At 64.5% G+C, this 25,322-nt stretch carries 24 protein-coding genes; 17 read left to right on the top strand and 7 right to left on the bottom strand.

The annotated features are described in order from the left end of the window. Positions 1-29 precede the first annotated feature (29 nt). From AC1RL5_RS23475 to AC1RL5_RS23465, 3 genes are all read left to right on the top strand, one after another. Positions 30-599, top strand: a complete 570-nt coding sequence (locus tag AC1RL5_RS23475) for a GNAT family N-acetyltransferase (RefSeq protein WP_065363634.1) — start codon at positions 30-32, stop codon at positions 597-599. Positions 600-700: 101 nt separating this feature from the next. Beyond that, positions 701-1,570, top strand: a complete 870-nt coding sequence (gene tesB / locus AC1RL5_RS23470) for an acyl-CoA thioesterase II (protein WP_011063621.1) — start codon at positions 701-703, stop codon at positions 1,568-1,570. Further along, the gene (locus tag AC1RL5_RS23465) at positions 1,567-2,160 is read left to right on the top strand and encodes an HAD family hydrolase (RefSeq protein ID WP_011063620.1); all 594 of its coding nucleotides are present in this window, start codon (positions 1,567-1,569) and stop codon (positions 2,158-2,160) included. The genes tesB and AC1RL5_RS23465 overlap by 4 nt, the downstream gene beginning before the upstream one ends. Positions 2,161-2,232: 72 nt before the next feature. On the opposite strand, the gene AC1RL5_RS23460 is transcribed toward AC1RL5_RS23465, so the two are convergent. Next, entirely contained in the window at positions 2,233-3,204 is a 972-nt protein-coding gene (locus AC1RL5_RS23460; RefSeq protein WP_093409738.1) for a hypothetical protein, read from the bottom strand. After that, positions 3,205-4,101, bottom strand: a complete 897-nt coding sequence (gene ypfJ / locus AC1RL5_RS23455; protein WP_011063618.1) for a KPN_02809 family neutral zinc metallopeptidase — start codon at positions 4,099-4,101, stop codon at positions 3,205-3,207. Between the two features lie 139 nt (positions 4,102-4,240). Here ypfJ and pcaQ point away from each other — a divergent pair, with 139 nt between their 5' ends. The 3 genes from pcaQ to pcaG all read left to right on the top strand — a co-directional run bounded on the left by pcaQ (position 4,241) and on the right by pcaG (position 6,609). Continuing rightward, complete coding sequence (gene pcaQ / locus AC1RL5_RS23450) at positions 4,241-5,170, top strand: pca operon transcription factor PcaQ (protein ID WP_011063617.1); 930 nt, start codon at positions 4,241-4,243, stop codon at positions 5,168-5,170. A 103-nt stretch (positions 5,171-5,273) separates the two neighbouring features. Further along, complete coding sequence (gene pcaH, locus AC1RL5_RS23445; protein WP_492590107.1) at positions 5,274-5,993, top strand: protocatechuate 3,4-dioxygenase subunit beta; 720 nt, start codon at positions 5,274-5,276, stop codon at positions 5,991-5,993. Positions 5,994-6,003: 10 nt separating this feature from the next. Beyond that, positions 6,004-6,609: a protocatechuate 3,4-dioxygenase subunit alpha gene (gene pcaG / locus AC1RL5_RS23440; RefSeq protein WP_492590105.1), complete on the top strand. Its 606-nt coding sequence runs from the start codon at positions 6,004-6,006 to the stop codon at positions 6,607-6,609. Between the two features lie 80 nt (positions 6,610-6,689). Here pcaG and AC1RL5_RS23435 read toward each other — a convergent pair whose 3' ends face one another. Then, complete coding sequence (locus AC1RL5_RS23435; RefSeq protein WP_492590103.1) at positions 6,690-7,538, bottom strand: aldo/keto reductase; 849 nt, start codon at positions 7,536-7,538, stop codon at positions 6,690-6,692. A gap of 320 nt (positions 7,539-7,858) precedes the next feature. On the opposite strand from AC1RL5_RS23435, the gene AC1RL5_RS23430 reads away from it, so the two are divergent. The 4 genes from AC1RL5_RS23430 (at position 7,859) to AC1RL5_RS23415 (ending at position 11,718) form a co-directional block, all read left to right on the top strand. Beyond that, a complete protein-coding gene (locus AC1RL5_RS23430; protein ID WP_011063613.1) occupies positions 7,859-8,635 on the top strand; it encodes an IclR family transcriptional regulator in 777 nt (258 codons plus the stop codon). 228 nt (positions 8,636-8,863) lie between these two features. After that, positions 8,864-9,916 carry a Gfo/Idh/MocA family protein gene (locus tag AC1RL5_RS23425; protein ID WP_492590101.1) on the top strand — a complete coding sequence of 351 codons (1,053 nt, stop codon included), beginning with the start codon at positions 8,864-8,866 and terminating at the stop codon, positions 9,914-9,916. A gap of 7 nt (positions 9,917-9,923) precedes the next feature. Next, complete coding sequence (locus AC1RL5_RS23420; RefSeq protein WP_093409753.1) at positions 9,924-10,739, top strand: sugar phosphate isomerase/epimerase family protein; 816 nt, start codon at positions 9,924-9,926, stop codon at positions 10,737-10,739. Positions 10,740-10,839: 100 nt separating this feature from the next. Beyond that, positions 10,840-11,718, top strand: coding sequence for a DMT family transporter (locus AC1RL5_RS23415; RefSeq protein WP_072452955.1), 879 nt, complete (start codon positions 10,840-10,842; stop codon positions 11,716-11,718). A gap of 6 nt (positions 11,719-11,724) precedes the next feature. On the opposite strand, the gene AC1RL5_RS23410 is transcribed toward AC1RL5_RS23415, so the two are convergent. Next, positions 11,725-13,347 carry a methyl-accepting chemotaxis protein gene (locus tag AC1RL5_RS23410; protein ID WP_103407247.1) on the bottom strand — a complete coding sequence of 541 codons (1,623 nt, stop codon included), beginning with the start codon at positions 13,345-13,347 and terminating at the stop codon, positions 11,725-11,727. 91 nt (positions 13,348-13,438) lie between these two features. Further along, positions 13,439-14,773 carry an MFS transporter gene (locus AC1RL5_RS23405; RefSeq protein ID WP_492590099.1) on the bottom strand — a complete coding sequence of 445 codons (1,335 nt, stop codon included), beginning with the start codon at positions 14,771-14,773 and terminating at the stop codon, positions 13,439-13,441. Between the two features lie 537 nt (positions 14,774-15,310). On the opposite strand from AC1RL5_RS23405, the gene quiC reads away from it, so the two are divergent. The 3 genes from quiC to AC1RL5_RS23390 all read left to right on the top strand — a co-directional run bounded on the left by quiC (position 15,311) and on the right by AC1RL5_RS23390 (position 18,340). Beyond that, the gene (quiC, locus tag AC1RL5_RS23400; protein WP_492590097.1) at positions 15,311-17,221 is read left to right on the top strand and encodes a 3-dehydroshikimate dehydratase QuiC; all 1,911 of its coding nucleotides are present in this window, start codon (positions 15,311-15,313) and stop codon (positions 17,219-17,221) included. 102 nt (positions 17,222-17,323) lie between these two features. Further along, positions 17,324-18,001: a TetR/AcrR family transcriptional regulator gene (locus AC1RL5_RS23395; RefSeq protein ID WP_072452958.1), complete on the top strand. Its 678-nt coding sequence runs from the start codon at positions 17,324-17,326 to the stop codon at positions 17,999-18,001. 114 nt (positions 18,002-18,115) lie between these two features. Then, the gene (locus tag AC1RL5_RS23390; protein ID WP_015637127.1) at positions 18,116-18,340 is read left to right on the top strand and encodes a hypothetical protein; all 225 of its coding nucleotides are present in this window, start codon (positions 18,116-18,118) and stop codon (positions 18,338-18,340) included. A 67-nt stretch (positions 18,341-18,407) separates the two neighbouring features. Here the strand turns inward: AC1RL5_RS23390 and AC1RL5_RS23385 are convergent, their stop codons facing one another. Both AC1RL5_RS23385 and aroQ read right to left on the bottom strand, forming a co-directional pair. Continuing rightward, complete coding sequence (locus AC1RL5_RS23385) at positions 18,408-19,262, bottom strand: shikimate dehydrogenase (RefSeq protein WP_011063605.1); 855 nt, start codon at positions 19,260-19,262, stop codon at positions 18,408-18,410. Then, positions 19,259-19,708 (bottom strand): type II 3-dehydroquinate dehydratase, encoded by a 450-nt coding sequence (gene aroQ, locus AC1RL5_RS23380; protein ID WP_011063604.1) that lies wholly within the window; start codon positions 19,706-19,708, stop codon positions 19,259-19,261. The genes AC1RL5_RS23385 and aroQ overlap by 4 nt, the downstream gene beginning before the upstream one ends. 259 nt (positions 19,709-19,967) lie before the next feature. On the opposite strand from aroQ, the gene AC1RL5_RS23375 reads away from it, so the two are divergent. From AC1RL5_RS23375 to AC1RL5_RS23360, 4 genes are all read left to right on the top strand, one after another. Continuing rightward, the gene (locus tag AC1RL5_RS23375; RefSeq protein ID WP_011063603.1) at positions 19,968-20,489 is read left to right on the top strand and encodes an RNA polymerase sigma factor; all 522 of its coding nucleotides are present in this window, start codon (positions 19,968-19,970) and stop codon (positions 20,487-20,489) included. 63 nt (positions 20,490-20,552) lie between these two features. Continuing rightward, positions 20,553-21,566: a FecR family protein gene (locus AC1RL5_RS23370; protein ID WP_093409762.1), complete on the top strand. Its 1,014-nt coding sequence runs from the start codon at positions 20,553-20,555 to the stop codon at positions 21,564-21,566. Between the two features lie 131 nt (positions 21,567-21,697). After that, the gene (locus AC1RL5_RS23365; protein WP_492590095.1) at positions 21,698-24,403 is read left to right on the top strand and encodes a TonB-dependent receptor; all 2,706 of its coding nucleotides are present in this window, start codon (positions 21,698-21,700) and stop codon (positions 24,401-24,403) included. An 83-nt stretch (positions 24,404-24,486) separates the two neighbouring features. Continuing rightward, positions 24,487-25,104 (top strand): heme acquisition protein HasA, encoded by a 618-nt coding sequence (locus AC1RL5_RS23360; protein WP_011063600.1) that lies wholly within the window; start codon positions 24,487-24,489, stop codon positions 25,102-25,104. Positions 25,105-25,322: the final 218 nt, after the last annotated feature.

Here is a 25,322-nt window from a genome sequence, read left to right as displayed (position 1 = left end):
ACTTGCACCCACGGAAACGGAGGGCACTGATGGAGCCGATACTGCAACTCGAAAGCGCGCGCCTGCTGCTGCGTCAATGGCGCGACGATGACTTGCCGGCATTTGCGGCGATGTGCGCCGATCCGCAGGTCATGCGCTACTTTCCGGCGCCTTTGAGCCGTCTGGAAAGCGCGGCGCTGATCGGTCGGGTGCGTGGGCATTTCGCCGAACATGGCTTCGGACTCTGGGCCCTGGAGCGTAAGGATAGCGGTGAGTTCATCGGTTTTACCGGTCTGGGCGTCGTGGGTTTCGAAGCGCCCTTCACTCCGGCGGTGGAAATCGGCTGGCGCCTGGCCCGCGAGCACTGGGGCCTGGGTTACGCCAGTGAGGCCGCCTGGACCGCCCTGCGCTGCGCTTTCGATCGTCTGGCGCTGGAGGAGGTGGTGGCGTTCACGACCCGGACCAATCTGCCGTCGCAGAAGGTCATGCAGGCCATTGGTATGCATCACACCGTCGAGGATGACTTCGAACACCCGAACCTCGCTGGCGATCACCCGCTGCGCGAGCATGTGCTGTACCGCATTACCCGCGAACAATGGTTGGAAACCTTGCATGGATAGCAAGCGCGCACGTTTAGAATGTGCCGATGAGGTGCGACCCCAATTGATTTGACCGCCGCAGCCGAGATTGCGCGGTTTTGCTCTGTGTGAGGAGAGTCTGAATGAGTCATGTGCTGGATGATCTGGTCGATCTGTTGACCCTGGAAGCCATCGAAGAAAACCTGTTTCGCGGTCGCAGCCAGGACCTCGGTTTTCGCCAGCTGTTTGGCGGCCAGGTGCTCGGCCAGTCGTTGTCCGCGGCCAGTCAGACGGTGGAGGAGGCGCGCCATGTGCACTCCATGCACGGCTATTTCCTGCGCCCCGGGGATGCCGCGCTGCCGGTGGTCTACCAGGTGGACCGGGTGCGCGACGGTGGCAGCTTCAGCACCCGGCGAGTGACGGCGATCCAGAAGGGCAATCCGATCTTCACCTGCAGCGCCTCGTTCCAGTACGACGAACAGGGTTTCGAGCACCAGAACAGCATGCCCCAGGTGGTCGGGCCGGAAAACCTGCCATCGGAGCTGGAGATCACCACCCAGCGCGCCCACCTGATTCCCGAGCACATGCGCGAGAAGCTGCTGTGCCCCAAGCCGATCGAAGTGCGCCCGGTGACCGAGAAGGACCCCTATAACCCGCAGCCCATGGATCCGGTGAAGTACGTCTGGTTCCGCGCCGACGGCGCCCTGGCCGACAGCCCGGCGCTGCACAAGTACCTGCTGGCCTACGCTTCGGATTTCGGCCTGCTGACCACCTCGATGCTGCCCCACGGCAAGTCGGTGTGGCAGAAGGACATGCAGGTCGCCAGCCTCGACCACGCTCTGTGGTTTCACGCCGACCTACGCGCTGACGACTGGCTGCTGTATGCCATGGACAGCCCCTGGGCCGGAAACTCCCGGGGCTTCTCTCGGGGCAGCGTGTTCAACCGTGCCGGGCAGTTGGTGGCCTCGGTGACTCAGGAAGGGTTGATCCGCCATCGCAAGGATTGGGCATGAGTCTTTCAGAGATAAAACATTGGGTGTTCGACATGGACGGCACCCTGACCATCGCTGTGCATGATTTCGCGGCGATCCGCGAGGCGCTGTCGATTCCTGCCGAGGATGACATCCTCACACACCTGGCGGCCTTGCCGGCGGACGAATCCGCGGCCAAGCATGCCTGGCTGCTGGAACACGAGCGCGACCTGGCCCAGGGTTCGCGCCCGGCGCCGGGTGCGGTGGAACTGGTGCGGGAACTGGCCGGGCGCGGTTATCGCCTGGGCATCCTCACCCGCAATGCGCGGGAGCTGGCCCATGTGACCCTGGAGGCCATCGGCCTGGCGGACTGCTTTGCCGAGGCCGACGTGCTGGGCCGCGACGAAGCACCGCCCAAGCCCCATCCGGGCGGTTTGCTGAAGCTGGCCGAAGCCTGGGATGTCTCGCCGTCACGGATGGTCATGGTGGGGGACTACCGCTTCGACCTGGACTGCGGGCGGGCCGCCGGGACCCGTACGGTGCTGGTCAACCTGCCGGACAACCCCTGGCCGGAGCTGACCGACTGGCATGCCCGGGATTGTGCGCAGTTGCGCGACCTGCTGTCGGCCTGAGGGCCCTGTTCGCCGGCAAGGCTCCCGTCGGAGCCTTGCCGGCGAAAGCGTCGTTCCAGGCAGCGCCTTTCTTTACTTGAACACTGCCGCCTGCCCCTCGGGCGAGGTGAACATCCGGTCACCGTCATGCCCGACCCCGGGCACTTCCACCAGCCGTTGCAGCAAGCCTTGCGGATGACGCCGCACCAGGTAGTCGAAGTAGTTGTGCCCGCGAATCAACCGGTACGCGCCCTGGGTCTCGGCGGCGCAGCTCTTGTCCAGGGCGGGATGGTTGGGATCGGTGTCCTGCTGGCCCAGCAGGTAGGTGATGTCGCGCGTCACGTAGCCCTGTTCAAGCTGCGCCGGGGAATGGCCGCCGGCATAGGCCGGTAGCCGGTTCAGGCCGTACTTCCAGTCGTTGAAGCCCGGGCAACTGGCCGGTTCGAATGCCACCGGGCGCCATGCGTCGAAGTAGGCGTAGGACGACGGATTGGCGATCACGTAGCGCAGGCCGATCCCGGCTTTTTCCAGCTCGGGGTGGCTGCCGGTGCTCAGCGCATAGCGCTGCACCACCTGGGCGCCGCCGGAGTGACCGGCGATCACCACTTCCTTGAGTGCCGGAAAACGTTTGCGGTCTTCCAGGCGCTGGAGGATGGCATCGAGCACCGCATAGGAGCTGATGGCCTGCGGGCCCACGGAAGGTTCGCCGGCCATCCAGCCATTGCCCTTCCAGCGCAGTAGCGCGTCTGGCAATTGATGGCGGGCGATGTCGCTCTGGTTGAGAAACTGCGGGGCGATCACCAGGGTTGTTGTGCTTTGCCCGGCCTGCCCGGCAGCGCTTTGCCCACTGTGCAGATACGTCTGGGCGTTGCGCAGCCGGCCGTGAACGATGATCAGGGCCCGCTCTACGCCCGGCAGCGGCTGGCGCCAATCCTGGCTCAGGCCCAGGGCCAGTTGCCCGCCCTCCAGGGGCAGGCGTTGCGGGCTGATGACCTTGACCCCCTGTTCCGCCGCCTGGGCGCCGCAGCCACCCAGGCACAGCAGCAGGGCCAGCAAGCGGCGCATCTACAGGCTCCTGGCGCTGAAGGTATCGCACTGGCTGACCTGGCCCTGGCTGAAGCCGGTCTTGAACCAGCGCACTCGCTGCGCCGAGGTGCCGTGGGTGAAGGAGTCCGGCACCACCCGGCCCTGGCCTTGCTGCTGCAGGCGGTCGTCACCGATGGCATTGGCGGCGTTCAGGGCTTCTTCCACATCCCCGGGTTCCAGCCAGTTCAGGCGCTTCTGTGCGTGATAGGCCCAGACCCCGGCAAAGCAGTCGGCCTGCAGCTCCTGGCGTACCAGCAGGCCGCCATCGCCTTGCATCTGCTGGCCTTGCTGGCGCGCGGCCTGGATTTTTGCCGAGACCCCGAGCAGGGTCTGCACGTGGTGCCCGACTTCATGGGCAATCACGTAGGCCTGGGCGAAGTCGCCGGCGGCGGAAAAGCGCTGGGCCATCTCCCGGAAGAAGTCCATGTCCAGGTACACCTGGCGATCGGCGGGGCAGTAGAAGGGCCCGCTGGCGGAAGTGGCCGCGCCACAGGCGGAATTGACCCGGCCCCGGAACAGGATCAGCTTGGGCGGCTGATACTGGCGGCCGGCTTGCTGGAAGATCTGGCCCCAGGTGTCTTCGGTGTCACCGAGGATGGCGCGGACAAACTCTGCCTGTTCGTCATTGGCCGGTGGTGCCTTGCGTGCCTGGGTGGTGGCCGGCGCTGAAGTCTGCCCGCTCTGCTGGCCCAGCAGTTGCCCGAGGATCTGCAGCGGATCCTGGCCGGTGGCCCAGCCGATGCCGACGATCAGTACGATCGCCGTCAGGCTCAAGCCCTTGCCTCCACCGAACCGCATGCCACCGCCACCGCCGGCGCTGCTGTCATCTCGCGCGTCCACGACGTTGTCGCTGCGCCGGCCTTTTTTCCAAAGCATGGGGGTGTCCTCGTTTTTTCTGCTGGTCAGTGTTGCTGGTGGCTCGAACCGGCGCCAGTCCGGTCGTCAGGGATTTTTCTGCACGCTACCATGGCCCGGTTACGGATCGATCCGGTCCAGGCGCATTCGGGGCTCCCTATTGAACATCGATACCCGCATCAAATTCCGTCACTTGGTGTGTTTTCTTGAAATGGCCCGCCAGGGCAGCCTGGCCCGGGCGGCCGATGTCCTGGCGGTGAGCCAGCCGGCGATGTCGAAAACCCTCAAGGAACTGGAAGCGTTGCTGGAGACCCGGCTGTTTGCCAGGAGCAAGGCCGGCCTCAGCCTGACCGAGGCCGGGCGGGCCTTCCTGCGTTATGCCGGGCCTTCGGTGCAGGCCCTGCGGGAAGGTGTCAGCAGCCTGCGCGGCGGTGAGTACGCCGCCGGGCTGGTGCGCATCGGTGTGCTTTCCACGGTGGAAAGCCTGCTGCTGCCGGAGGTGATGCGGCGCCTGCATCAGCGCCATTCGGCGCTGACCGTGAGTGTGCTGACCGGCCCCAGTGCTTACCTGCTGTCGCAATTGCGGGTCGGCGACCTGGACCTGGTGGTGGGGCGCATGACCGAGAGCCCGGAGATCCACGGCCTGAGCTTCGAGCACCTGTACAGCGAATCCATGACCCTGGTGGCCCGCCCGCAGCATCCACTGGCAACCGGCCCTCTGGACCGCGACGCGGTGAGCGCCTATCCCCTGGTGCTGCCCCTGGCCGGCACCAGCATTCGCAAGCACGCCGACAGCCTGTTCATCCAGTGCGGCATTGCCCCGTCGCAGCAGCGTCTGGAAACCCTCTCGGTGGCCCTGAGCCGACGCTACACCTTGTCCAGCGATGCGCTGTGGATCGCGCCGCTGGATGCCGTGCGCCTGGACCTGGCCAATGGTGAACTGCGGGAGCTGGACCTGGGCCTGCGCGAACCCGGTGGCTCGGTGGGGATTTCCAGCAATGCCAGCCTGCCCTTGTCGCTGGCGGCGCAATGGGCGGTGGAGGTGCTCCGGGAAGTGGGGCTGGCCTATCGCGAGGGCAGCTATCCATAACCTTTTGGTTATGGATGGCGGGCGGCTTTTCAATTTTCCCCGCTCCTGATTTGTTTGAAACTGCGCCGGCTGCGCTCCATAAATCAAACAACAGGAGATCGACATGTCTGATGCAGACAGCAGTCGCTTCGTGATTCGCGACCGTAATTGGCACCCCAAGGCCCTGACCCCCGACTACAAGACCTCCGTCACTCGTTCCCCGCGCCAGGCGCTGGTGAGCATTCCACAATCGGTCAGTGAAACCACAGGCCCGGACTTTTCCCACCTGCGCACCGGGCGTTTCGACAACGACCTGCTGCTCAACTTCAACAATGGTGGCTTGCCCGTGGGCGAGCGGATCATCGTTTCCGGGCGGGTCTGCGATCAGTACGGCAAACCCATTCCCCATACCCTGGTGGAAATGTGGCAAGCCAACGCCGGCGGCCGCTACCGGCACAAGAACGACCGCTACCTGGCGCCCCTGGACCCGAACTTCGGTGGCGTCGGCCGGGCCCTCACCGACCGTGATGGCCACTACAGTTTCCGCACCATCAAGCCCGGCCCCTACCCATGGCGCAACGGCCCCAATGACTGGCGCCCGGCGCATATCCATTTCTCCATCAGTGGCCCGTCGATCGCCACGCGCCTGATCACCCAGCTGTATTTCGAAGGCGACCCGCTGATCCCGCTGTGCCCGATCGTCAAGTCCATCGCCAACCCGGACGCGGTACAGAGCCTGATCGCGCGCCTGGACATGGGCGGCGCCAACCCCATGGATTGCCTGGCCTACCGCTTCGACATCGTGCTGCGCGGCCAGCGCAAGACCCACTTCGAGAACTGCTGAGGAGCCTGACATGCCTGTTCAACTGCTGCCTGAAACCCCCTCGCAAACGGCCGGCCCCTATGTGCATATCGGCCTGGCCCTGGCGGCCGCGGGAAACCCGCCGCGCCCCGAGGAAATCTGGAACCAGATGGCCAAGGCCGATGCGCCGGGTGAGCGGATCCTGCTGATCGGCCACGTCTACGATGGCAATGGCCACCTGGTGCGCGATTCATTCCTGGAGTTCTGGCAGGCCGACCACGCCGGGGTCTACGACCCGGTGTTCGATACGGAGAAACCGTTCAACTGCTTCGGTCGCACCGCCACCACCTTCGATGCCGGGGAATGGACACTCAACACGGTCAAGCCCGGGGTGGTGAACAACGCTGCTGGCGTGCCCATGGCGCCGCACATCAACCTGTCGCTGTTTGCCCGGGGGATCAATATCCACCTGCACACCCGGCTGTACTTTGCCGATGAGCCGGAAGCCAACGCCCAGTGCCCGGTGCTGAACCTGATCGAACAGCCCCAGCGCCGGGAAACCCTGCTGGCCCGTCCCTGTGAGGTCAATGGCCAGCGTGCCTACCGTTTCGATATCCGCATTCAGGGTGAAGGCGAGACAGTGTTCTTCGATTTCTGAAGCATCGCCAAGCCAGGGATGGCCAGCGCTCGAGAATCCGCCCCCTGACGCCACGCTGTGGTGTCAGGGGGCGCTTCGTTTCAGTGGTCGAAGTGGTCCCACACCGGAGCGAAATCCGGGCTGACCTGACGCTGGTCCTTGGGCAGGGCGGCGATCAGCGCCCGGTCTGCATCGTCCAGGTGGATCTTCAGGGACTCCAGGTTGGCCAACTGGTTGGCCAGGCTGCTGGCCTTGGGGATGGCTGCCACATTGTCCTGGTCGAGCAGCCACTTGAGGGCCACCTGGGTCGGCAGCACGCCGTGCTTGGCGGCGATCTGCTGGATTTCGGCCACCTCTGAGACCTTGTTGCGCGCCAGCGGGGTATAGGCGGTCAACACCATGTCGCGCTCGCGGGCATAGTCCAGAAGGCCGCTCTGGCCCAGCAGCACGTGGTACTCCACCTGGATCGCCGACAGCGGAGCGCCCAGCCCTTCGATCACTCGGCGCAGCAGGGCCAGGGGAAAGTTGGCCACGCCAATGTGTTTCACCAGCCCCTGCTCCTTGAACGACACCAGGGTTTCGATGCTGCGTTCCAGTTCCCAGTCGCTGGTGGGCCAGTGAATGTGGAACAGGTCGATGTAGTCGGTTTGCAGGGCTTTCAGGCTGCGCTCCAGTGAGTGGCGCATGGCGGTGGGTTGCAACTGGTCCCACCAGACCTTGGTGGTGACGTGGATCTGCTCCCGGGGCACAGGAGTGTTGGCCAGGGCCTGGCCCACCGCTTCTTCGTTGTTGTAGGCCTGGGCGGTGTCGATATGCCGGTAACCCAGTTCCAGTGCCTGTTCCACGGCGCGGGTGCATTCCTGGTCGAGCATTGGCCAGGTGCCCAGGCCGAGCTTGGGCATGTGCAGGCCGCTGTGGGTGAGGACGGGGCAGTCAAGGGTATGAGGCATGGGCAATCTCCCTGTGGATAAAAGAGCACAGCCGGTTGAGGGGCGAGTGACGATCCGGGCTGCGGGGGTGTTGCTGAAGGTTGGACAGCATTGGCGGGCGGAAAATGCCCGGAAAATCGCTGCGGCGGGCAAGCCGTTATTTTGCGTTTTATGGAAGCGGGTTCCAAAAAATATACGAGCTCGGCTACCCTGCCACAAGGCGCCGTGCCGGGTACAAGACTCGAACGGCGCCGATTCCGGGCGGTAATCGAACACCGCTGCCCGGTTCCCCAACCGGCCGCTTGTCTCTAGAATCGGCCAAATTTTGTCGGGACCCGACCATGGCTGGCAGTCAAATCGAACGCGTTTTCAGTGTTCTCGAACGTCTTACCGCTGATCCCCGTGGGCTGCCGCTGCAGACCCTGGCCGAGCAACTGGAGATTCCCAAAAGCGCCACCCACCGCTTGCTGGCGGAGCTGATCCGCCTGGGTTATGTGCGGCAGAACCCGGACAACCTGCGCTACCAGCTGTCCACGCGGCTGGTAGCCATGGGCTTTCGCTACCTGTCCGCCAGCGGCGCCGATATCGTTCAGCCAGTACTGGACCGCCTGGCGGTCGAATCCGGCGAGCTGGTGCGCCTGGGCGTGATCGAAGGCGAGCGCCAGACCTGGATCGCCAAGTCCCAGGGCGCCCGTTCCGGCTTGCGCTACGACCCGGACATGGGCCGTGAGGCACCGTTGTTCTATACCGCCTCCGGGCATGCCTGGCTGGCCACCCTGAGTGATGCCGAGGCCCTGTCCCTGGTGGAGCGCCAGGCGGCCGAGCCCCCGACGGACCTGGGGCCCAACGCTCCGCGCTCGAACATCGAACTGCTGGAGCGCCTGCGCCTGGCCCGGGAGCAGGGCTATGCCTGGGTCGAAGAAAGCTCCGCCGTGGGCACCTCGGCGATCGCCGCGGTGGTGCGCCATCCCATTGATGGCCGGGTCGTGGGCGTGCTCAGCGTTGCCGGTCCCAGCGCACGCCTGCCTCTGGCGCGGCTGCACGAACTGGCGCCACTGCTGTTGCAGTTTGCCGAGGAACTGTCGGCCGCCAGCCAGGCGTCCGAGTTGTTCAATTGAGGTAACGCCGCAGGGCCTTGCTTGGCGATCTGCCGCAGGGCCGCTTGATACCGCCGCGTCTGTTGCACAGCCGTTCGCAGCCTGCGGCAGCGGCTACGTAGACCTCGACTCGGCACAAAGCTGTTCGATAATCGGACGGTATTTTTTATCCCTCTTGTGTGAAAGTGGAACTGAGTTCTAAATATTTGAAATTCAGTGTCCCTATAACAATCACAAGAGGATCTTCCATTGAGCACGCCACTGCGCATCGCCCTGATCGGCGTCGGCAATATGGGGCAGCAGCACTATCAGCACCTCAAGACTCTGGCCGAGGCCTGCCTCTGCGCGGTGGCCGATCCCGGCCCCCAGGCGGCGGCTGTCGCCGCGCAATGGCAGGTGCCGCACTTTGCCGATCACCAGACCTTGCTCCGGGAAGTCCGCCCGGATGCGGTGATCGTTGCCAACCCTAACAACCTCCATGTCAGCACCGCCCTGGATTGCCTCGCCGCAGGCGTGCCGGTGCTGCTGGAAAAACCGGTGGGCGTGCATCTGGATGAAGTGCGCGAATTGGTAGCGGCCACGCGGACCACTGGGGTCCCGGTGCTGGTGGGGCATCATCGACGGCACAACCCATTGATCGCCCGCGCCCATGAACTGCTGCGTAGCGGCGCCCTGGGGCGCCTGACCAACGTCACCGCACTCTGGCAATTGCAGAAGCCCGAGCGCTATTTCGACATTCCCTGGCGCCGCGAGGCCGGGGCCGGCATGTTGCTGACCAACCTGATCCACGACCTGGACCTGCTGCGCCACCTGTGCGGCGAGGTGCGCCAGGTCCAGGCCATCACCAGCAACAGCGTGCGCGGCTACGCCAACGAGGATTGCGCAGCGGTGCTGCTGCAATTCGACAACGGCGCCCTGGGCAGCCTGACCGGTTCCGACGCCGCGGCCGCGCCCTGGAGCTGGGAGCTGGATTCCGGGGAGAACCCGGTGTACCCGCGCCAGCCCGACCAGCCCTGTTACTTGCTGGCCGGGACCGCAGGCGCCTTGAGCATTCCCCAACTCAAGCGCTGGCACTACGCCGAAGCCGGGGCCGGTTGGCATGAGCCTCTGCTGATGGAGCAAGAGGCCTTTGACCCGGGCGAAGCCCTGCGCCTGCAGTTGCAGCACTTTGTCCAAGTGGCCCGGGGGGAAGTCGAGCCTCTGGTCAGTGCCGCCGATGCCGCGCGCACCCTGGCGCTGATTGAAGCGATTCGAGAGGCCGCCGCCACCGGCCGTGCCTGCACCCCAACCCTGATTGAGTGAAGAACGCATGAGTGAGCGGATTTTCTCCCTGGCCAGCCTGACCGTGCTGGAGCTTTCCCCGCCGCAGATGGTCGAGGTGGCGGCCCAGGCCGGCTACAGCCACGTTGGCCTGCGGCTGGTGCCGGCGACGCCGCAAGAGCATCATTTTCCCTTGGTGGCGGATGCCGATCTACGCCGCCAGACCCTGGCCCGGTTGCGTGATACCGGAGTGCGGGTGCTGGATGTGGAAATCCTGCGGCTCAAGCCGCAGACCCGGATCAAGGACTTCGAGGGCGTGCTGGCAGTGGGCGCCGAGTTTGCCGCCAGCGAGTTGCTGGTGGCGGGCAATGATCCGGATGAAGCCCGCATGACCGACAACTTTGCCGCCTTGTGTGATCTGGCGGCGCAGTATGGCTTGCACCCCCATCTGGAGTTCATGCCCTGGACCGATGCGCGCAACCTGGAGCAAGCCGTGCGCGTGGTGGAGAACGCCGCTCGCAGCAACGGCTGCGTGCTGGTGGACGCCTTTCACTTCGACCGCTCGGGATCGCGCCTGGAGGACCTGGCCAAGGTGGATCCGGCGCGGTTGCGGTATGCCCAGTTGTGCGACGTGGCCGGGCCGCGCCCGGACGATATGCAGGAAATCTTGCGCCAGGCCCGTAACGAGCGGCGTTTCCCGGGGGAGGGCGATTGCGATCTGGCGGGGCTGCTCAAGTGCCTGCCGGAAAACCTGCCCCTGAGCCTGGAGATTCCTACGGTGCAATTGCTGGAGCAGGGCGTGAGTGCCTTGCAGCGAGCACAGATGGCCCTGGACAGAACCCGGGAGTTGCTGGCTCGGATTTGAAGCCGCGCAGGCCTTTCGCCGGCCTGCCGGCTCCTGCCAACATCCGGTAGGGGCCGGCTGGCCGGCGAAGCCCTTTCTACACTTGCCCCAAGGAAAGCCCATGACCCGCAGCACGCCCCTTTCCGGGATCAACCACCCTTTCAAGGGCATTGTGCTGATCGTTCTGGCGACCTTTCTGTTCGCCAGCCACGATGCCCTGTCCAAATACCTCTCGGGATTCTTTCCGGTGATCATGGTGGTCTGGGCCCGTTACCTGATCCACACCCTGCTGATGGCCGGGATCTTCCTGCCGCAATCCGGCCTGCGGGTACTACGTAGCAAGCGACCGCTGCTGCAACTGCTGCGGGCCTTGTGCCTGTTGAGCACCAGTTTGCTGTTCACTTCGGCGCTGCTGTTCATTCCCCTGGCCGAGGCCACGGCGGTCAACTTTCTCGCCCCGGTGCTGGTCACCGCGTTGTCGGTGCCTTTGCTTGGCGAGCAGGTGACCCGGGGCCAGTGGCTGGCGGTGATCTGCGGTTTCGTCGGGGTGCTGATCATCGTGCATCCGGGCGGCGAGCTGTTCACGCCGGCGGTGTTGCTGCCGTTCTGTTCGGCGCTGTTCTTCTGTTTCTATCAACTGCTCACACGCAAGCTGGCCGAGCATGACAGCCCCACCACCAGCAACTTCTTTGCCGGGCTGTGCAACACCCTGGTGATGACGGCGCTGGTGCCGTTCTTCTGGCAGACCCCCGGGTTCCTCCATGGTTTGCTGATGCTGGCATTGGGCGCCTGCGGCATGAGTGCCCACCTGTTCCTGACCCAGGCCTTTCGTCATGCGGCGCCGGCGCTGCTGGCGCCCTTCGGCTATTGCCAGATTGTCTTTGCCGGGTTGCTGGGCTGGTTGCTGTTCGGCCACGCGCCGTCGTTGATCACCCAGGTGGGCATCATCGTGATCTGCCTCAGCGGGCTGGCGGCGGCCTGGCAGCAACGCCGCCGCTGAGACGGTTCAGAAACGCAAGCGCACCACCAGGTTCTGCAGGCCGGCCGCCAGGTGCGACAGCTCCTGGCTGGTGGCGTTCGTGCGGGTGGCGGCGTCGGCGCTTTCCAGGGACAGGTCGCGGATGTTCAGCAGGTTGCGGTCCACTTCACGGGCCACCTGGGCCTGTTCTTCCGAGGCACTGGCGATCACCAGGTTGCGCTCGTGGATCTGTTCGATGGCCCGGGTGATTTCCCCCAGGGCCAGCCCGGCCTGCTCGGCGATGGACAGGGTCTGGGCCACCCGCTGACTGTTGCCGTGCATGGACTGCACCACGCTGTCGGTGTCGCCCTGGACCCGGCCGATCATCTGTTCGATTTCCTGGGTCGACTGCTGGGTGCGATGGGCCAGGGCCCGCACTTCGTCTGCCACTACGGCAAAACCACGGCCGGCTTCCCCAGCCCGCGCCGCCTCGATGGCGGCGTTCAGGGCCAGCAGGTTGGTCTGTTCGGCAATGGCGCGGATCACGTCCAGCACCTTGCCGATTTCCCGTGACTGCTCGGCCAGGGTCTGCACTTGCTGCAGGGCGATGCCGACATCGCTGCTCATGGCCTGGATCGCGTCCAGGGTCTGGGTCACCCGGGTTTGCCCCTGGGTGGCCTGGGCGGTGGACTGGCGGGTGGTATCGGAGGTGGACACTGCGTTGCGTGCTACTTCCTCGACGGCCGCGGTCATCTCGTTGACGGCCGTGGCTGCTTGCTCGATTTCGTTGTGTTGCTGCTGCAGCCGGCTGGAGTCCTGGTGGGTGCTCTGGCTCATCTGTTGCGCGGCGGCGGCCAGTTGGGTCGAGGTGCTGCTGATCAGTTGCAGGGTTTCACGCAGGCTGGCCTGCATCCTGGCCAGGGCCTTGAGCAGGCGCGCGGTTTCATCGCTGCCCTCGCAGTGGATGGGGCGGCCGAGATCGCCGGCGGCCACTTGCTCGGCCACGCTCACAGCCTGGCGGATGGGCACGACGATGCTGCGAATCAACAGCCAGGCCAGGCACAGGGTCAGCAGGGCGACGGCGATCAGGGCGCCGATCACCGTGATTTTTACTTGGGTGTAAAGCGCGTCGGCATGCTGGGCCGACTGGCTGACTTCCTCGGCCGTCAGGTTCATCAGCTCGGCGAACTGGTCGCCGGTCTGGGTCGAGTAATCCTGGATCTTGCCGTTGAGCAGAGCCGTCATCTCGCTGCTGCGGTTGTCCCGGGACAGGGCTTCGTACTGGGCCAGGGCCTGTTGGTAGCTCTTGACCGTGGCGAGGAATGCTTCGTATGGCACCCGATTTTGATCGCCCACCAGCGGCGCGAACCTGGCCAGGGCCTGGTCGAGCCAGGCTTGTACCTGATGCAGGCGGGCAATGGTGCTTTCCAGCACTTGCGGTTCACGGTTGAGGGCCATGCGCAGGCTCAGCACGCGGATGCTCAACACGTAGTCGCGCACTTCTCCCAGGTAGCGGGTGCTGGGCAGGGAAATGTTCTCGGTGTGTTGGCCGGTGGCGCGGACTTCGGCCACTTGCTTGAGGGCGAACAGCCCCTGCAGCAGGACCAGCAGGGCAATCACGCCGAAGCTGATCACGGCGCGTTGGGCGATGCTCAGGTTACCGAGCGTCATGGGACGATCTCCGAGTCTGGAAAAACAAAAGGGGGGGAGGGCGAGCCGATAAAAAAACGCAGGCCCGGAGTGGGCCTGCGTGAACGGAGCATCAGTCTTCTACGCGGGGAATCTTGCGCGGGGCCATGAAGTACATCCAGGTCAGGGCAATGAAGTACATCGCCGGGATCAGGGTGAACAGCAGGGTGTAGTTGTTGTTGGTCACGGTCAGGATGTGGCCGACGATCTGGGTCATGAACATGCCGCCGATGGCCGCGCACATGCCGCCGAAGCCGAACACCGTGCTCATCATGTGCTTGGGCGTGTAGTCCATCACCAGGCTCCAGATGTTGGCGGTCCAGGCCTGGTGCGCGCCGATCCCCAGGGAGATGGCGAACACGGCCAGCCACAGGTTGGCGGTGCCGGCGGCCATGATCACGCCGATGATGCAGCAGGCGAACAGGAACATCGACAGCAGCCGCGCCTTGATCGGGTTCATGCCGCGCCCGATCAGGAACGAAGAGAGGATGCCGCCGCCGACGCTGCCGAAGTCGGCGGTCAGGTAGATGATGATCAGCGGGATGCCCATCTGGGTCACGTTGATGCCCAGGTTGTACTGCTGGTTGAGGAACGGCGGCAGCCAGTACAGGTAGAACCAGAACACCGGCGCTGTCATCGCGTAGGCCAGGGCGAAGGCCCAGGTGCCGCGCATGCGCAGGATGCGGCTGAAGGGCACGCGGGTTTCTTCCGGCTCCACCTGTTGCTGGATGTAGGCCAGCTCGGAGGCTTTGACGCTTGGATGATCTTCAGGGTTGAAGTACTTCAGGCCCCAGAACAGCAGCCAGATGCCACCCAGCGCGGCCATGCACAGGAACGCGGCCTGCCAGCCCCAGGCGTGGAGGATCAGCGGCAGCAGCATGGGCGTGAACATTGCGCCGACGTTGGTCCCGGCGTTGAAGATCCCGGTGGCCACGGCCCGTTCGCCGGCCGGGAACCACAGCCGCGTGGTCTTCACGCAGGCCGGGTAGTTGGCGGCTTCGGTGAGCCCGAGAATGAACCGGCAGACCATGAAGCCCGCCGCCGAAGTGGCCAGGCCGTGGGCGCCGGTGGCCAGGCTCCACAACAGCACGGCGAAGAAGAACACCCGCTTCACCCCAACCCGGTCGATCAGGCGGCCCTGGAGCACGAAGCCCACGGCGTAGCCGACCTGGAACCAGAAGTTGATGTTGGCGTAGTCCATCGCCGTCCAGTTCATTTCCTTGGCCAGGATCGGCTGCATCACGCCCAGTGCGGCGCGATCTATGTAGTTCAGGGTGGTGGCGAAGAACACCAGGGCGAGCATGCCCCAGCGGGTCTTGCCGACCGCCATGGCGCCGCGGATCTTGTCGCCGATGCCGCCGGCAATGCTGAGGCTCGGGGCGATGCGAGAGCTTTGGGAAGGAGTCATGTGGGCCATCCGTTCAGTGACTGGCGAGCCGGGGCTCGTCGGAACTCAAGGGCGCGTGACCAACCGTCGGCGGGGGCATGGCAGCCCGGGAACCTGCGGGTTGATCGGCTGGGGCGGCGCGTCGTTGCGGCAGATGCCGGGCAGGCGAACGCCATCGGGTCGGCTGCAGCTCAGGGCTGTAGCGCGGCGTATTCCAGGGTGCCGGTTGAGGCCGTTGGCGGTATCAGCCAAAGGGATGTGCAGCAGTGAAGGGCGTTGAGTGCAAGCATGAGGGTGTACCCGATTTTTGAAATTTTTATGGTGTGTTCTGGGTCTGGGTGATTGAAGCCGGGGGTTTGGGGCCGGCTCAACGTGCTATCGATGGTGCGCAGTGGCTGAAAAATCGTCAATTCGCCAATCTGTATTTTGTTCGATAATCGAACACAAAACTAACTGGTTCGTACACTTTAACAAGGCCTGTGGAATAATCCGCAACATCCAATAAAAAGCCGCGGTCCCCCTGTGCCCGACTGGCCGTCCTTACCCGGGAGTCGAATCATGCAGCGTTCCATTGCCACCGTGTCCCTGAGCGGTACCCTGCCGGAGAAACTCGAAGCCATCGCCGCCGCCGGGTTCGACGGCGTGGAGATCTTCGAGAACGACCTGCTCTACTACGACGGCAGCCCTCGGGAAATCAAGCAGATGTGCGCCGACCTGGGCATTGCCATCACCCTGTTCCAGCCATTCCGGGATTTCGAGGGCTGCCGTCGCGACCGTCTGCCGCGCAACCTGGAGCGCGCCGAGCGCAAGTTCGACCTGATGCAGGAACTGGACACCGACCTGGTGCTGGTGTGCAGCAACGCCTCGGCGGACAGCCTGGGGGACCGGCAGATCCTCATCGACGACCTGCACCTGCTGGCCGAGCGGGCCGGTGCCCGGGGCCTGCGCATCGGCTACGAAGCCCTGGCCTGGGGCCGTCACGTGAATACTTATCAACAGGTCTGGGACATCGTGCGCAGCGCCGATCACCCAAGCCTCGGGGTGTTGCTGGACAGCTTCCACACCCTGTCGCTCAAGGGCGACCCGGCGGCGATTGCCGAGATTCCGGGGGACAAGATCTTCTTCGTGCAGATGGCCGATGCGCCGATCCTGGCCATGGATGTGCTGGAGTGGAGCCGGCATTTCCGCTGCTTCCCCGGCCAGGGCGAATTCGACCTGCCGGGCTTTCTGGCGCCGATCATCAAGAGCGGCTACACCGGGCCGCTGTCCCTGGAGATCTTCAACGACGGCTTTCGCGCCGCGCCGCCGCGGGCCAACGCCGCCGATGGCTTGCGCTCGCTGCTGTACCTGGAAGAGAAGACCCGCGAGCGCCTGCTGCAGGAAGGCCAGCCGGTGGCGAACATCGACACCCTGTTCGCGCCGCCTGCGGTGCAGGCCTATGGCGGCACCGAGTTTCTCGAGTTCGCCGTGGACGAGGCCCTGGGTGCCAAGCTCGGCGGCTGGCTGGAGCGCCTGGGGTTCGCCAGGGCCGGGCAGCATCGCTCCAAGAGCGTCAGCCTGATGCGCCAAGGGGATATCAACCTGATCCTCAACTCCGAGCCTTATTCCTTCGCCCACAGTTTCTTCGAGGCCCACGGCCCTTCGGTGTGTGCCACGGCAATCCGGGTCAAGGACAGCGCCAAGGCCCTGGAGCGGGCGGTGGCCTACAAGGGCCAGCCCTATCGCGGCCTGGTGGGCCCCAATGAGCTGGAGCTGGCGGCGGTGCGCGAGCCCGATGGCAGCCTGATCTACCTGGTGGATCAGCAGCAGGGCGGCCAGCACCTGTACGACACCGATTTCAATATGCACAGCGGCGTGGTGGCCAAGGGTGGCCTCAAGCGCATCGACCACATGGCCATGGCCCTGCCGGCGGACAGCCTGGACAGCTGGGTGCTGTTCTACAAGAGCCTGCTGGACTTCGAGGCCGACGACGAAGTGGTGCTGCCCGACCCCTACGGCCTGGTGAAAAGCCGCGCCCTGCGCAGCCGTTGCAGCTCGATCCGCCTGCCGCTGAACATCTCGGAAAACCGCAACACGGCGATCTCCCATGCTTTGTCCAGCTATCGCGGTTCCGGAGTGCACCACATCGCTTTCGATTGCGACGATATCTTTGCCGAAGTCAGCCGGGCCAAGGAGGCTGGAGTGCCGCTGCTGGACATCCCGCTCAACTACTACGACGACCTGGCGGCACGCTTTGATTTTGACGACGAATTTCTCAGCGAACTGGCCTACTACAACGTCCTCTACGACCGCGATGCCCAGGGCGGCGAGCTGTTTCACGTCTACACCGAGCCTTTCGAAGGGCGCTTCTTCTTCGAGATCATCCAGCGCAAGAACGGCTATGCCGGCTACGGTGCGGCCAACGTCGCGGTGCGCCTGGCGGCCATGGCCAAATCACGCAGCGGTGCCGTGCGCCAGGCCAAGTTGTAGAAGATTGTTAACGACGGCGGTAACGGCCGCCGTCGCGCTTTCTTTCGCAGGGTGACGCGGCCCATAATCGCCCGCGTGTGCAGTGATGGCCGTGAGCCCAGAATGACAATGACCAGTGAACGCTCGATTGCGCCCGATGAGCCTGCTCTCGAACCGCGCAAGAGTCGCAAGAACAACCCGGAAAAGACCCGCGAGAACATCCTTCAAGAAGCCATTGTCGAGTTCGTCCAGCAGGGCTTGTCCGGCGCGCGAGTGGATGCGATCGCCGAACGCATCCATACCTCCAAGCGCATGATCTATTACTACTTCGGCAGCAAGGAGCAGCTGTACGTCGAGGTGCTGGAGAAGCTCTACGGCGATATCCGCAGCACCGAGAGCCGCCTGCACCTGGCAGAGCTGGCGCCGCAGGAAGCGATTCGCCGGCTGGTGGAGTTCACCTTCGATCACCACGACCGCAACGTCGATTTCGTGCGTATCGTCAGCATCGAGAACATCCACAAGGCCGAGTACGTGAAGCAGTCCGGCGTGATCAAGGCCATGAACAACACCATTCTCCATGCCCTGGGCGAGATCCTCGAGCGCGGCGCGCGCGAAGGCGTGTTCCGCGGCGGCCTGGATCCGCTGGACGTGCATTTGCTGATCAGCTCGTTCTGTTTCTACCGGGTCTCGAACCGCCACACCTTTGGCGAGATCTTCCAGATCGACCTGCCGGATGAAGGCATCACGCAACGCCACCGGGAGATGATCTGCGAGTCGGTGCTGCGCTACCTGCAGGCCTGATCCCACTCTTTGTAGGCGCTGGCTTGGCAGGCGCTGGCTTGCCAGCGAAAGCGCCCGTAAGATCGCCATCGCCACCAAGGCTTCTGCAACCTGCACCACGACAAGGAAGGCACCATGGGCAACCCCGTTCCAACCCTGAAAATAATCCTGATCCTGATGATCGTGGTCGACACGTTCTGGTTCGGCGAGCGCCTGCTGTCCCTCACCGGGTTCAGCATGTTCGACTGGTTGCCGTCGTCGGTGATCAGCCTGGTGGGCATCCTCGGCAGCCTGCTGATGATTCTCTTCAATGTGCTGCTGATCGGCCTGCTCTCGCGCCTGCAGCTCAAATCCGACTAAGCAGGCTGTAGCCGCTGCCGCAGGCTCGCCAGCGCCCTGAAGGCAGCAGCTGCTACCGAAGCCTGTCTCAGCCGTTCATGCTGTGAAAGTGCGCCAGCATGCGCTGCGGGTCCGCGCGTTGGCCGCTGAACAGCTCGAACGCCTTGACCGCCTGGAACACCGCCATGGTGCCGCCGTCCAGGGTCCTGCAACCCAGGGCCCGGGCGTTGCGCAGCAGTTCGGTTTCCAGGGGAAAGTAGACGATCTCGGCAACCCACAACTGCGCTCGCAGCAGTTCCACCGGCACCGGCATGCCCGGCAGCTTGGCCATGCCCATGGGCGTGGTGTTCACCAGCCCGTCGGCGCTGTGCAGGGCACTCGACAGATCACCGCCTGCCCGGGCCCGGGCGCTGCCGAAATGCTGGTTGAGGTTGTCCGCCAGGCTTTGCGCCCGCTGCGGCTCCACGTCAAAAATGTTCAGTTGCTCCACGCCTTCACTCAGCAGGGCGTGAGCCACTGCGGCCCCGGCACCGCCGGCGCCCATCTGCACCACCTGGCGCCTTGCCACGTCCGGCAGGCCGCGGCGAAAGCCCTCGGCAAAACCCAGGCAGTCGGTGTTGTGGCCGACTCGTTTGCCATCCTTGAGCACCACGGTGTTCACCGCACCGATGCCCCGGGCTTCCGGGGACAGTTCGTCGAGCAGCGGCAGGATGCTCTGCTTGCAGGGAAAGGTGATGTTCAGGCCGGTGAAGCTCATCTGCTCGGCGGCGCGCAACAGTTCAGGCAGGGCGCTGCTGTCCAGGCCCAGTTGATCCAGATCGATCAACCGGTACAGGTAGCGCAAATGCTGGGCATCGCCCTCTTGTTCGTGCAGGGCCGGGGTGCGGGAGGCCTGGATGCCGGCGCCAATCAGCCCGGCCAGAACACTGGCTTGCCGGCTCATGCGCCTTGCTCCTTGAACCGCTGGCTGAAGTGTTCCAGCGCCAGGCGATAGCCATGGCTGCCAAAGCCGCACATCACCGCCTGTGCGATGGCGGAAACGAAGGAGTGATGGCGAAACGGTTCGCGCGCGTGGACGTTGGACAGGTGCACTTCGATCACCGGCAGCTCGCTGGCCACCAGGGCGTCACGGATTGCCACCGAGGTGTGGGTCCAGGCGGCCGGGTTGATCAGGATGCCGGCGCAGCGACCACGCGCCCCGTGGATCCAGTCGAGCAACTCGCCTTCGTGGTTGGTCTGGCGAAACTCCACGGCGAGGCCGAACTCCTCGGCGGCGCGGCCGCACAGGGCGGAAATGTCAGCCAGGGTTTCGTGGCCGTAAGTGGCCGGCTCGCGGGTGCCGAGCAGGTTCAGGTTCGGGCCGTTGAGCACCAGAACGATAGGACGCATGGGGTAAATCTCCGTTGTTATTGTCGGCCTCGGGAGAGCGTACGAGGCGTTGAAAGGTAAATTGTACTAACTGGTTAATTTGGTCAATTGGCGGTAGATGCGCAACGGGGGGCGGGCGGATTAAGTGTTCGGTAATCGAACGACAGCGTAGGGCTCGCAGGTGCAAGGCTGCCGCCAATGAGTGCTTATATCAATTGAAAATCATTCTCGACTGACCGTAAGATGCCCGGCAATTTCCTTCATGTTCCAGGGAGTCGGTTTGTCGGACGTGGATCTCAAGGGACTGTTTCTCAAGCATGCCGCTGCCTTGCGTGGGTACCTGGCGCGCAAGATACGGGACCCGCAGTTGGCCGCTGATCTGGTGCAGGAGAGTTTCCTGCGGCTGGCCGAGCACACGCGCGGCGAGCGTATCGACAACTCCCAGGGCTATCTCTACCGCACGGCGAACAATCTGCTGATCGACCATGTACGTCAGGAGGCGCGGCGCAAGACCGAGACCGTGCCCCATGAAGTGCTGGCCGACATCGAGGATGAGGCGGCCGGGCTGGAGGCTCAGGCGATGGCGCAGCAACAGCGCAAGGCACTGAAACAGGCGATCATGGAACTGCCCCCGCGGACCCAGGAAATCTTTCGCCTCAACCGTATCGAAGGCATGACCCACGCCGAGGTGGCCCGGCACCTGAATATTTCCGACAGCTCGGTGCAAAAGCACTTGTCCCGGGCGCTGGCCTATGTGATGCAGCGTTTGCAGGCTACCGACGGTCGGCCGGTCGACGAGTGAGTTACGGTAAAAGTCGGGGTCAGACGTCACTGCTTATATATAACGAGAAATCGAGATTCACACGTGAATAGCCAGGGTCCGCAAGAGCGCAGTATCACCGAGGCCGCCGCCGACTGGGCGGTGCGTTTGCACGCGGGAGGCCTGAGCGCCACCGAGCAGGCGCAGCTTGCCCAATGGCAGGCCGCCGACCCGCGTCATCCCCAGGCTCTGGTGTTTGCCCGGCAGACCTGGGAGGCCCTGGGCGAGTTGCGCCTGGACCCCGAACTGGCGGCCACTGCCCCACCACGGCGCCAGGCGGCGCGGCCTGCGGCGACAATACCGCGCCCGCGCCGTCGACGCCGGCTGGTGCGGGCCGCCAGCGCGGCGATGCTGGTACTGGTGGTGGCCCTGGGCTGGCTGCAAGGGCCGCAGGCGCTGCTTTACCTGCAGGCTGACTACCTTACCGGCAAGGGCGAGGTACGCACCGTACAACTGGCCGATGGCAGCCAGGTGGAGCTGGATTCGGGCAGCGCCATTCGCCTGGACTACAGCGGCGACAAGCGCCAGGTTCAATTGCTGGCCGGCTCCGCGGTGTTTGATGTGGCGCCCATGGCCGGCGAGGAAAAACGACCTTTTATCGTGCAGAGTGCCGGCGGCCAGACCCGCGCCCTGGGCACCCGTTTCGTGGTCGGGCGCGAGAGCGCTCAACAAGCCTGGGTCGGCGTGTTGCAGCACAGTGTCGCGGTGAGCCTGGATGCCCCGGCGCAACGCGGGGCCTCCGAGCGGGTGCTGCAAGAGGGGCAGAGCGTGCGCTATGACCCGCAGTCGGGGGTGGTGGCGCTTGATGGGCTCGACCTGCAGCGGGCTACCAGTTGGCGGCGCGGCGTCCTGGTGTTCGACCGCCAGCCCCTGGGCCTGGTGGTGGAGCGCCTCAATCACTATCGGCCCGGGCGGGTGGTGCTGACCAACAGTGCCCTGGCCCAGCGTCAGGTCAGCGGTGTCTTCCGCCTGGACATGCTCGATGCAGCCCTGGTTACCCTGACCCAGGAACTGCAGGTGCAGCGTTTCGACCTGGCCGGCGTCAGCCTGATTTACTGAGGCCTGCGGGCCTTTTTCCACCCTTGTGCAAAATAATTCAAAAAAACCTTACTGAGTTTTCCTGCCTGGCACGTCTAGCTAATTGAGATGCATTCGCATAAACAAAAATAGCCAGCGCAGGAACAAGGGACATGAGGGTAGGCAGTCGCACTGGAATTCACGCAGCAAGTCGTTTGGCCCTGGCCATTCACTTGGGCGTCGCAGGGCTGTTGGCAGGAGGCGGTTTGCTGCACGCGGCGGAGCCTGTGGGTGCAGCCCCACAGAGCGCCCAGCAGCAACGCGAGATGGATTTCGATATCCCCGCCCAGGCCCTCGGCAGTGCAGTGCTGGTGTTTGCCGAGCAGGCCGGGGTGCAGGTGCTGTTCGACAGCCTGCGCCTGCATGGCTTGCACAGCTCGCCGCTCAAGGGCCGCTACAGCGCCGAGGAGGGCCTGGCGCGGCTGCTGGGCAATGCGCCGGTGCAGTACCGCTTCACCGGCGAGCGCCAAGTGACTCTGAACCGGGTGGAAACCGGCCGTGACGGCGCCCTGGCCCTGGCGCCCACCACCATCTCCGGCAACCTCGAAGGCCGCCAGAGCGACTGGGTGTATAACGCGCCGCGTTCGGTGAGCGTGGTCGGCCGCGAGCAGCTCGATCGCAACCCGCCCCGGCACGCGGCCGACATGCTGGAGGAAACCTCCGGTGTGTATTCGGCAGTCAGCCAGCAGGACCCGGGCCTGTCCGTGAATATCCGCGGCCTCCAGGACTATGGCCGGGTCAACATGTCGGTGGACGGCATGCGCCAGAACTACCAGCAGAGCGGCCACCAGCAGCGCAACGGCACCCTCTACGTCGACCCCGAGCTGCTCTCCGAGGTGGTGGTGGAGAAGGGCGCCACTTCGACCATGGGCGGCGCCGGGGTGATTGGCGGGGTCGCCAATTTTCGCACCGTCGAAGCCCGTGACCTGCTCAAGCCCGGCCAGGAAATCGGTGGCCGGATCCGCGTGACCAGCGGCCTGGGTGGCCGCAGCAACGGCACCCATTTCATCGGCAGCACCGCCTTCGCCATCGGCACCGAGGTCTGGGACATGCTGCTGGCCGCCAGTGAACGGCACCTGGGGGACTACAACCCGGGGACCAAGGGCGGCATTGGCGAGCTGCGTACCGGTAGTTGGATGGACCCGTCGATCAATGACCGGGTGAAGAATTCCAAGGTGGCCTATTCCGCTTCCGTGATGCGTTCGCGCCTGGCCAAGCTGGGGCTCAACCTGCCCCAGGACCAGCGCCTGCAACTGAGCTACCTGACCACCCAGGTGTCCTACGACGACGCCAACATGATGAACGTCGAGAACCAGCAACAGCTCTGGGAAAAGCTCGGCAGCAGCGATGTGCGCTCGCAGAACTTCGGCCTCGACTACAGCTACACCCCGGACAACCCGCTGATCGACTTCAAGGCCAAGCTCTACTACGTCGACAACAGCAACGACCAGAGCACCCTGACCCGGCGCAGCAGCCCCGGCTACTCGATCACCTACCAGACCGACACCTATGGCGCTCAGGCGCAGAACACCTCGACCTTCGCGCTCGGCGAGCTGGCCACGCTGAAGGCCAACTACGGCCTGGAATTCTTCTATGACAAGGTCCGCCCCGACTCCAGCCAGCCGGTGCCCAAAGGGTCGGCGGTCAGCGCTTCGCCCGCGGCCAGCATGACCCCCGAGGGCGATCGTGCCCTGGGCAGCCTGTTCACCCGCCTGGATTTCGACTACGACGGCTGGTTGAACCTCAACGCCGGTTTGCGCTACGACCGCTACCGCCTGCGGGGCGAGACCGGAATCAACACCCGCACCTTCGTGATCGGCAAGACGCCCCAGCAGATTTCGGTGCCGGTGGCCTATGACATCGACAACGAGGAAGGGCGCTTCTCGCCGACCTTCGGCCTGTCGGTCAAGCCGGGCGTCGAATGGCTGCAGTTGTTTGCCAGCTATGGCAAGGGCTGGCGGCCACCGGCGGTGACCGAAACCATGATCACCGGCCGGCCCCACGGCGGCGGCTCGGAGAGCACCTTCCCCAACCCCTTCCTCAAGCCGGAGCGTTCCAGCACCTGGGAAGCGGGGATCAACGTCTTCAAGGAAAACCTCTGGTTCAACGATGACCGCCTGGGGATCAAGGTGGCGTACTTCGATACCCGGGTCGATGACTTCATCTATATGGCCATGGGTGTGCAGCCCCCTGGCTATGGCTCGCCCGGCATCGGCAACAGTGCCTATGTCAACGACCTCAGCAGCACCCGCTTCAAGGGCGTGGAGTACCAGCTGGACTATGACGCCGGTCGCGCCTACGGCCAGCTGAACTACACCCGCATGATCGGCGACAACGATTTCTGCACGAAAGTCGCCTGGCTGGGGGGCGTGACCCAGCCGGTGAAGAATGGCAGTGGGCGTGGCGCGATCGTCACCGGCATGCGTCCCGATGATGCAGCCAACAACGCCAGCCGCTGCAATGCGGCGATCCTCGGTTCGGCCGAACACATGCCCATGGACCGCGGCACCCTGACCCTGGGCGCGCGCTTTTTCGACCGCAAGCTGGATATCGGCGCCCGAGCCCGCTACAGCGCCGGCTATTCGATCGCCGGCTCCGCCACCGGCACCGTGAGCCAGACCGGCGTCTACCCGGCCGATTGGAAGCCCTACACCGTCTACGACCTGTATGGCAGCTACCGGGCCACTGAAGAACTGACCCTGCGCCTGGCCATGGAAAACGTTACCGACCGCGCCTACCTGGTGCCCCTCGGCGATGTCCTGGCCTTCACCCTCGGCCGTGGCCGGACCTTGCAGGGCACCGTGGAGTATCAGTTCTGACCGCTTTTGCCCATTGATGGGCAAAACCGCAGCAGGCAGTGGCCTGCTGCGGACATGACCCCCCTAATGTATTGGAGTTTTGCATGAGCATTTCGATCTCTTACAGCGCTACCTACGGCGGTAATACTGTTGCGCAATACCTGACTGACTGGTCGGCCTACTTCGGCGACGTCAACCACCGCCCAGGCGAAGTGGTCGACGGCACCAACACCGGTGGCTTCAACCCGGGCCCGTTCGACGGCACCCAGTACGCCATCAAGAGCACCGCCAGTGACGCGGCCTTCGTTGCCGACGGCAACCTGCACTACACCCTGTTCAGCAACCCGAGCCACACCCTCTGGGGCTCGGTGGACACTATCTCCCTGGGCGACACCCTCGCCGGTGGTTCGGGCAGCAACTACAACCTGGTCAGCCAGGAAGTCAGTTTCACCAACCTGGGCCTCAACAGCCTGAAGGAAGAAGGTCGTGCAGGCGAAGTGCACAAGGTGGTCTACGGCCTGATGAGTGGCGACAGCTCGGCGCTGGCCGGCGAGATCGATGCCCTGCTCAAGGCGATCGACCCAAGCCTGTCGGTGAACTCCACCTTCGACGACCTGGCCGCTGCTGGCGTTGCTCACGTCAACCCGGCTGCTGCAGCCGCTGCCGATGTTGGCCTGGTGGGTGTGCAGGACGTGGCCCAGGACTGGGCGCTGGCCGCCTGAGTGCAGGCCTGAGGCATAAAAAAGCGAATGCAGGATCGCTCCTCCATTCGCTGGCTTGACTCACCTCCGTCGCCCGAGTTTTCGAAGGCCAGGGCGGCGGCGGTGGCAAATTCTGGGGAGCGCCGTGGTGCCTGTCAACGCACCGGGCGCGCCTCTTGTCGTTCCGCTCTGCCCGAGCGGAAGGCCCTGTAACCCTACACTCTCCACAGGACACCTTG

The organism is Pseudomonas sp. GW822-FHT06D10 (assembly GCF_058799535.1).
This window is presented reverse-complemented; position numbering and strand designations above follow the sequence as displayed.

What these genes read in the sequence shown, in the direction of transcription:
- AC1RL5_RS23420 (WP_093409753.1), top strand. Translation starts at nt 9,924, where the DNA reads ATGAGTGAGCGGATTTTCTCCCTGGCCAGCCTGACCGTGCTGGAGCTT.
- AC1RL5_RS23410 (WP_103407247.1), bottom strand. Translation starts at nt 13,347, where the DNA reads ATGACGCTCGGTAACCTGAGCATCGCCCAACGCGCCGTGATCAGCTTC.
- AC1RL5_RS23360 (WP_011063600.1), top strand. Translation starts at nt 24,487, where the DNA reads ATGAGCATTTCGATCTCTTACAGCGCTACCTACGGCGGTAATACTGTT.
- pcaG (WP_492590105.1), top strand. Translation starts at nt 6,004, where the DNA reads ATGCCTGTTCAACTGCTGCCTGAAACCCCCTCGCAAACGGCCGGCCCC.
- pcaH (WP_492590107.1), top strand. Translation starts at nt 5,274, where the DNA reads ATGTCTGATGCAGACAGCAGTCGCTTCGTGATTCGCGACCGTAATTGG.
- AC1RL5_RS23415 (WP_072452955.1), top strand. Translation starts at nt 10,840, where the DNA reads ATGACCCGCAGCACGCCCCTTTCCGGGATCAACCACCCTTTCAAGGGC.
- AC1RL5_RS23365 (WP_492590095.1), top strand. Translation starts at nt 21,698, where the DNA reads ATGAGGGTAGGCAGTCGCACTGGAATTCACGCAGCAAGTCGTTTGGCC.
- AC1RL5_RS23475 (WP_065363634.1), top strand. Translation starts at nt 30, where the DNA reads ATGGAGCCGATACTGCAACTCGAAAGCGCGCGCCTGCTGCTGCGTCAA.
- AC1RL5_RS23390 (WP_015637127.1), top strand. Translation starts at nt 18,116, where the DNA reads ATGGGCAACCCCGTTCCAACCCTGAAAATAATCCTGATCCTGATGATC.
- aroQ (WP_011063604.1), bottom strand. Translation starts at nt 19,708, where the DNA reads ATGCGTCCTATCGTTCTGGTGCTCAACGGCCCGAACCTGAACCTGCTC.
- AC1RL5_RS23460 (WP_093409738.1), bottom strand. Translation starts at nt 3,204, where the DNA reads ATGCGCCGCTTGCTGGCCCTGCTGCTGTGCCTGGGTGGCTGCGGCGCC.
- AC1RL5_RS23385 (WP_011063605.1), bottom strand. Translation starts at nt 19,262, where the DNA reads ATGAGCCGGCAAGCCAGTGTTCTGGCCGGGCTGATTGGCGCCGGCATC.
- AC1RL5_RS23430 (WP_011063613.1), top strand. Translation starts at nt 7,859, where the DNA reads ATGGCTGGCAGTCAAATCGAACGCGTTTTCAGTGTTCTCGAACGTCTT.
- AC1RL5_RS23465 (WP_011063620.1), top strand. Translation starts at nt 1,567, where the DNA reads ATGAGTCTTTCAGAGATAAAACATTGGGTGTTCGACATGGACGGCACC.
- AC1RL5_RS23405 (WP_492590099.1), bottom strand. Translation starts at nt 14,773, where the DNA reads ATGACTCCTTCCCAAAGCTCTCGCATCGCCCCGAGCCTCAGCATTGCC.
- tesB (WP_011063621.1), top strand. Translation starts at nt 701, where the DNA reads ATGAGTCATGTGCTGGATGATCTGGTCGATCTGTTGACCCTGGAAGCC.
- quiC (WP_492590097.1), top strand. Translation starts at nt 15,311, where the DNA reads ATGCAGCGTTCCATTGCCACCGTGTCCCTGAGCGGTACCCTGCCGGAG.
- AC1RL5_RS23395 (WP_072452958.1), top strand. Translation starts at nt 17,324, where the DNA reads ATGACAATGACCAGTGAACGCTCGATTGCGCCCGATGAGCCTGCTCTC.
- ypfJ (WP_011063618.1), bottom strand. Translation starts at nt 4,101, where the DNA reads ATGCTTTGGAAAAAAGGCCGGCGCAGCGACAACGTCGTGGACGCGCGA.
- AC1RL5_RS23435 (WP_492590103.1), bottom strand. Translation starts at nt 7,538, where the DNA reads ATGCCTCATACCCTTGACTGCCCCGTCCTCACCCACAGCGGCCTGCAC.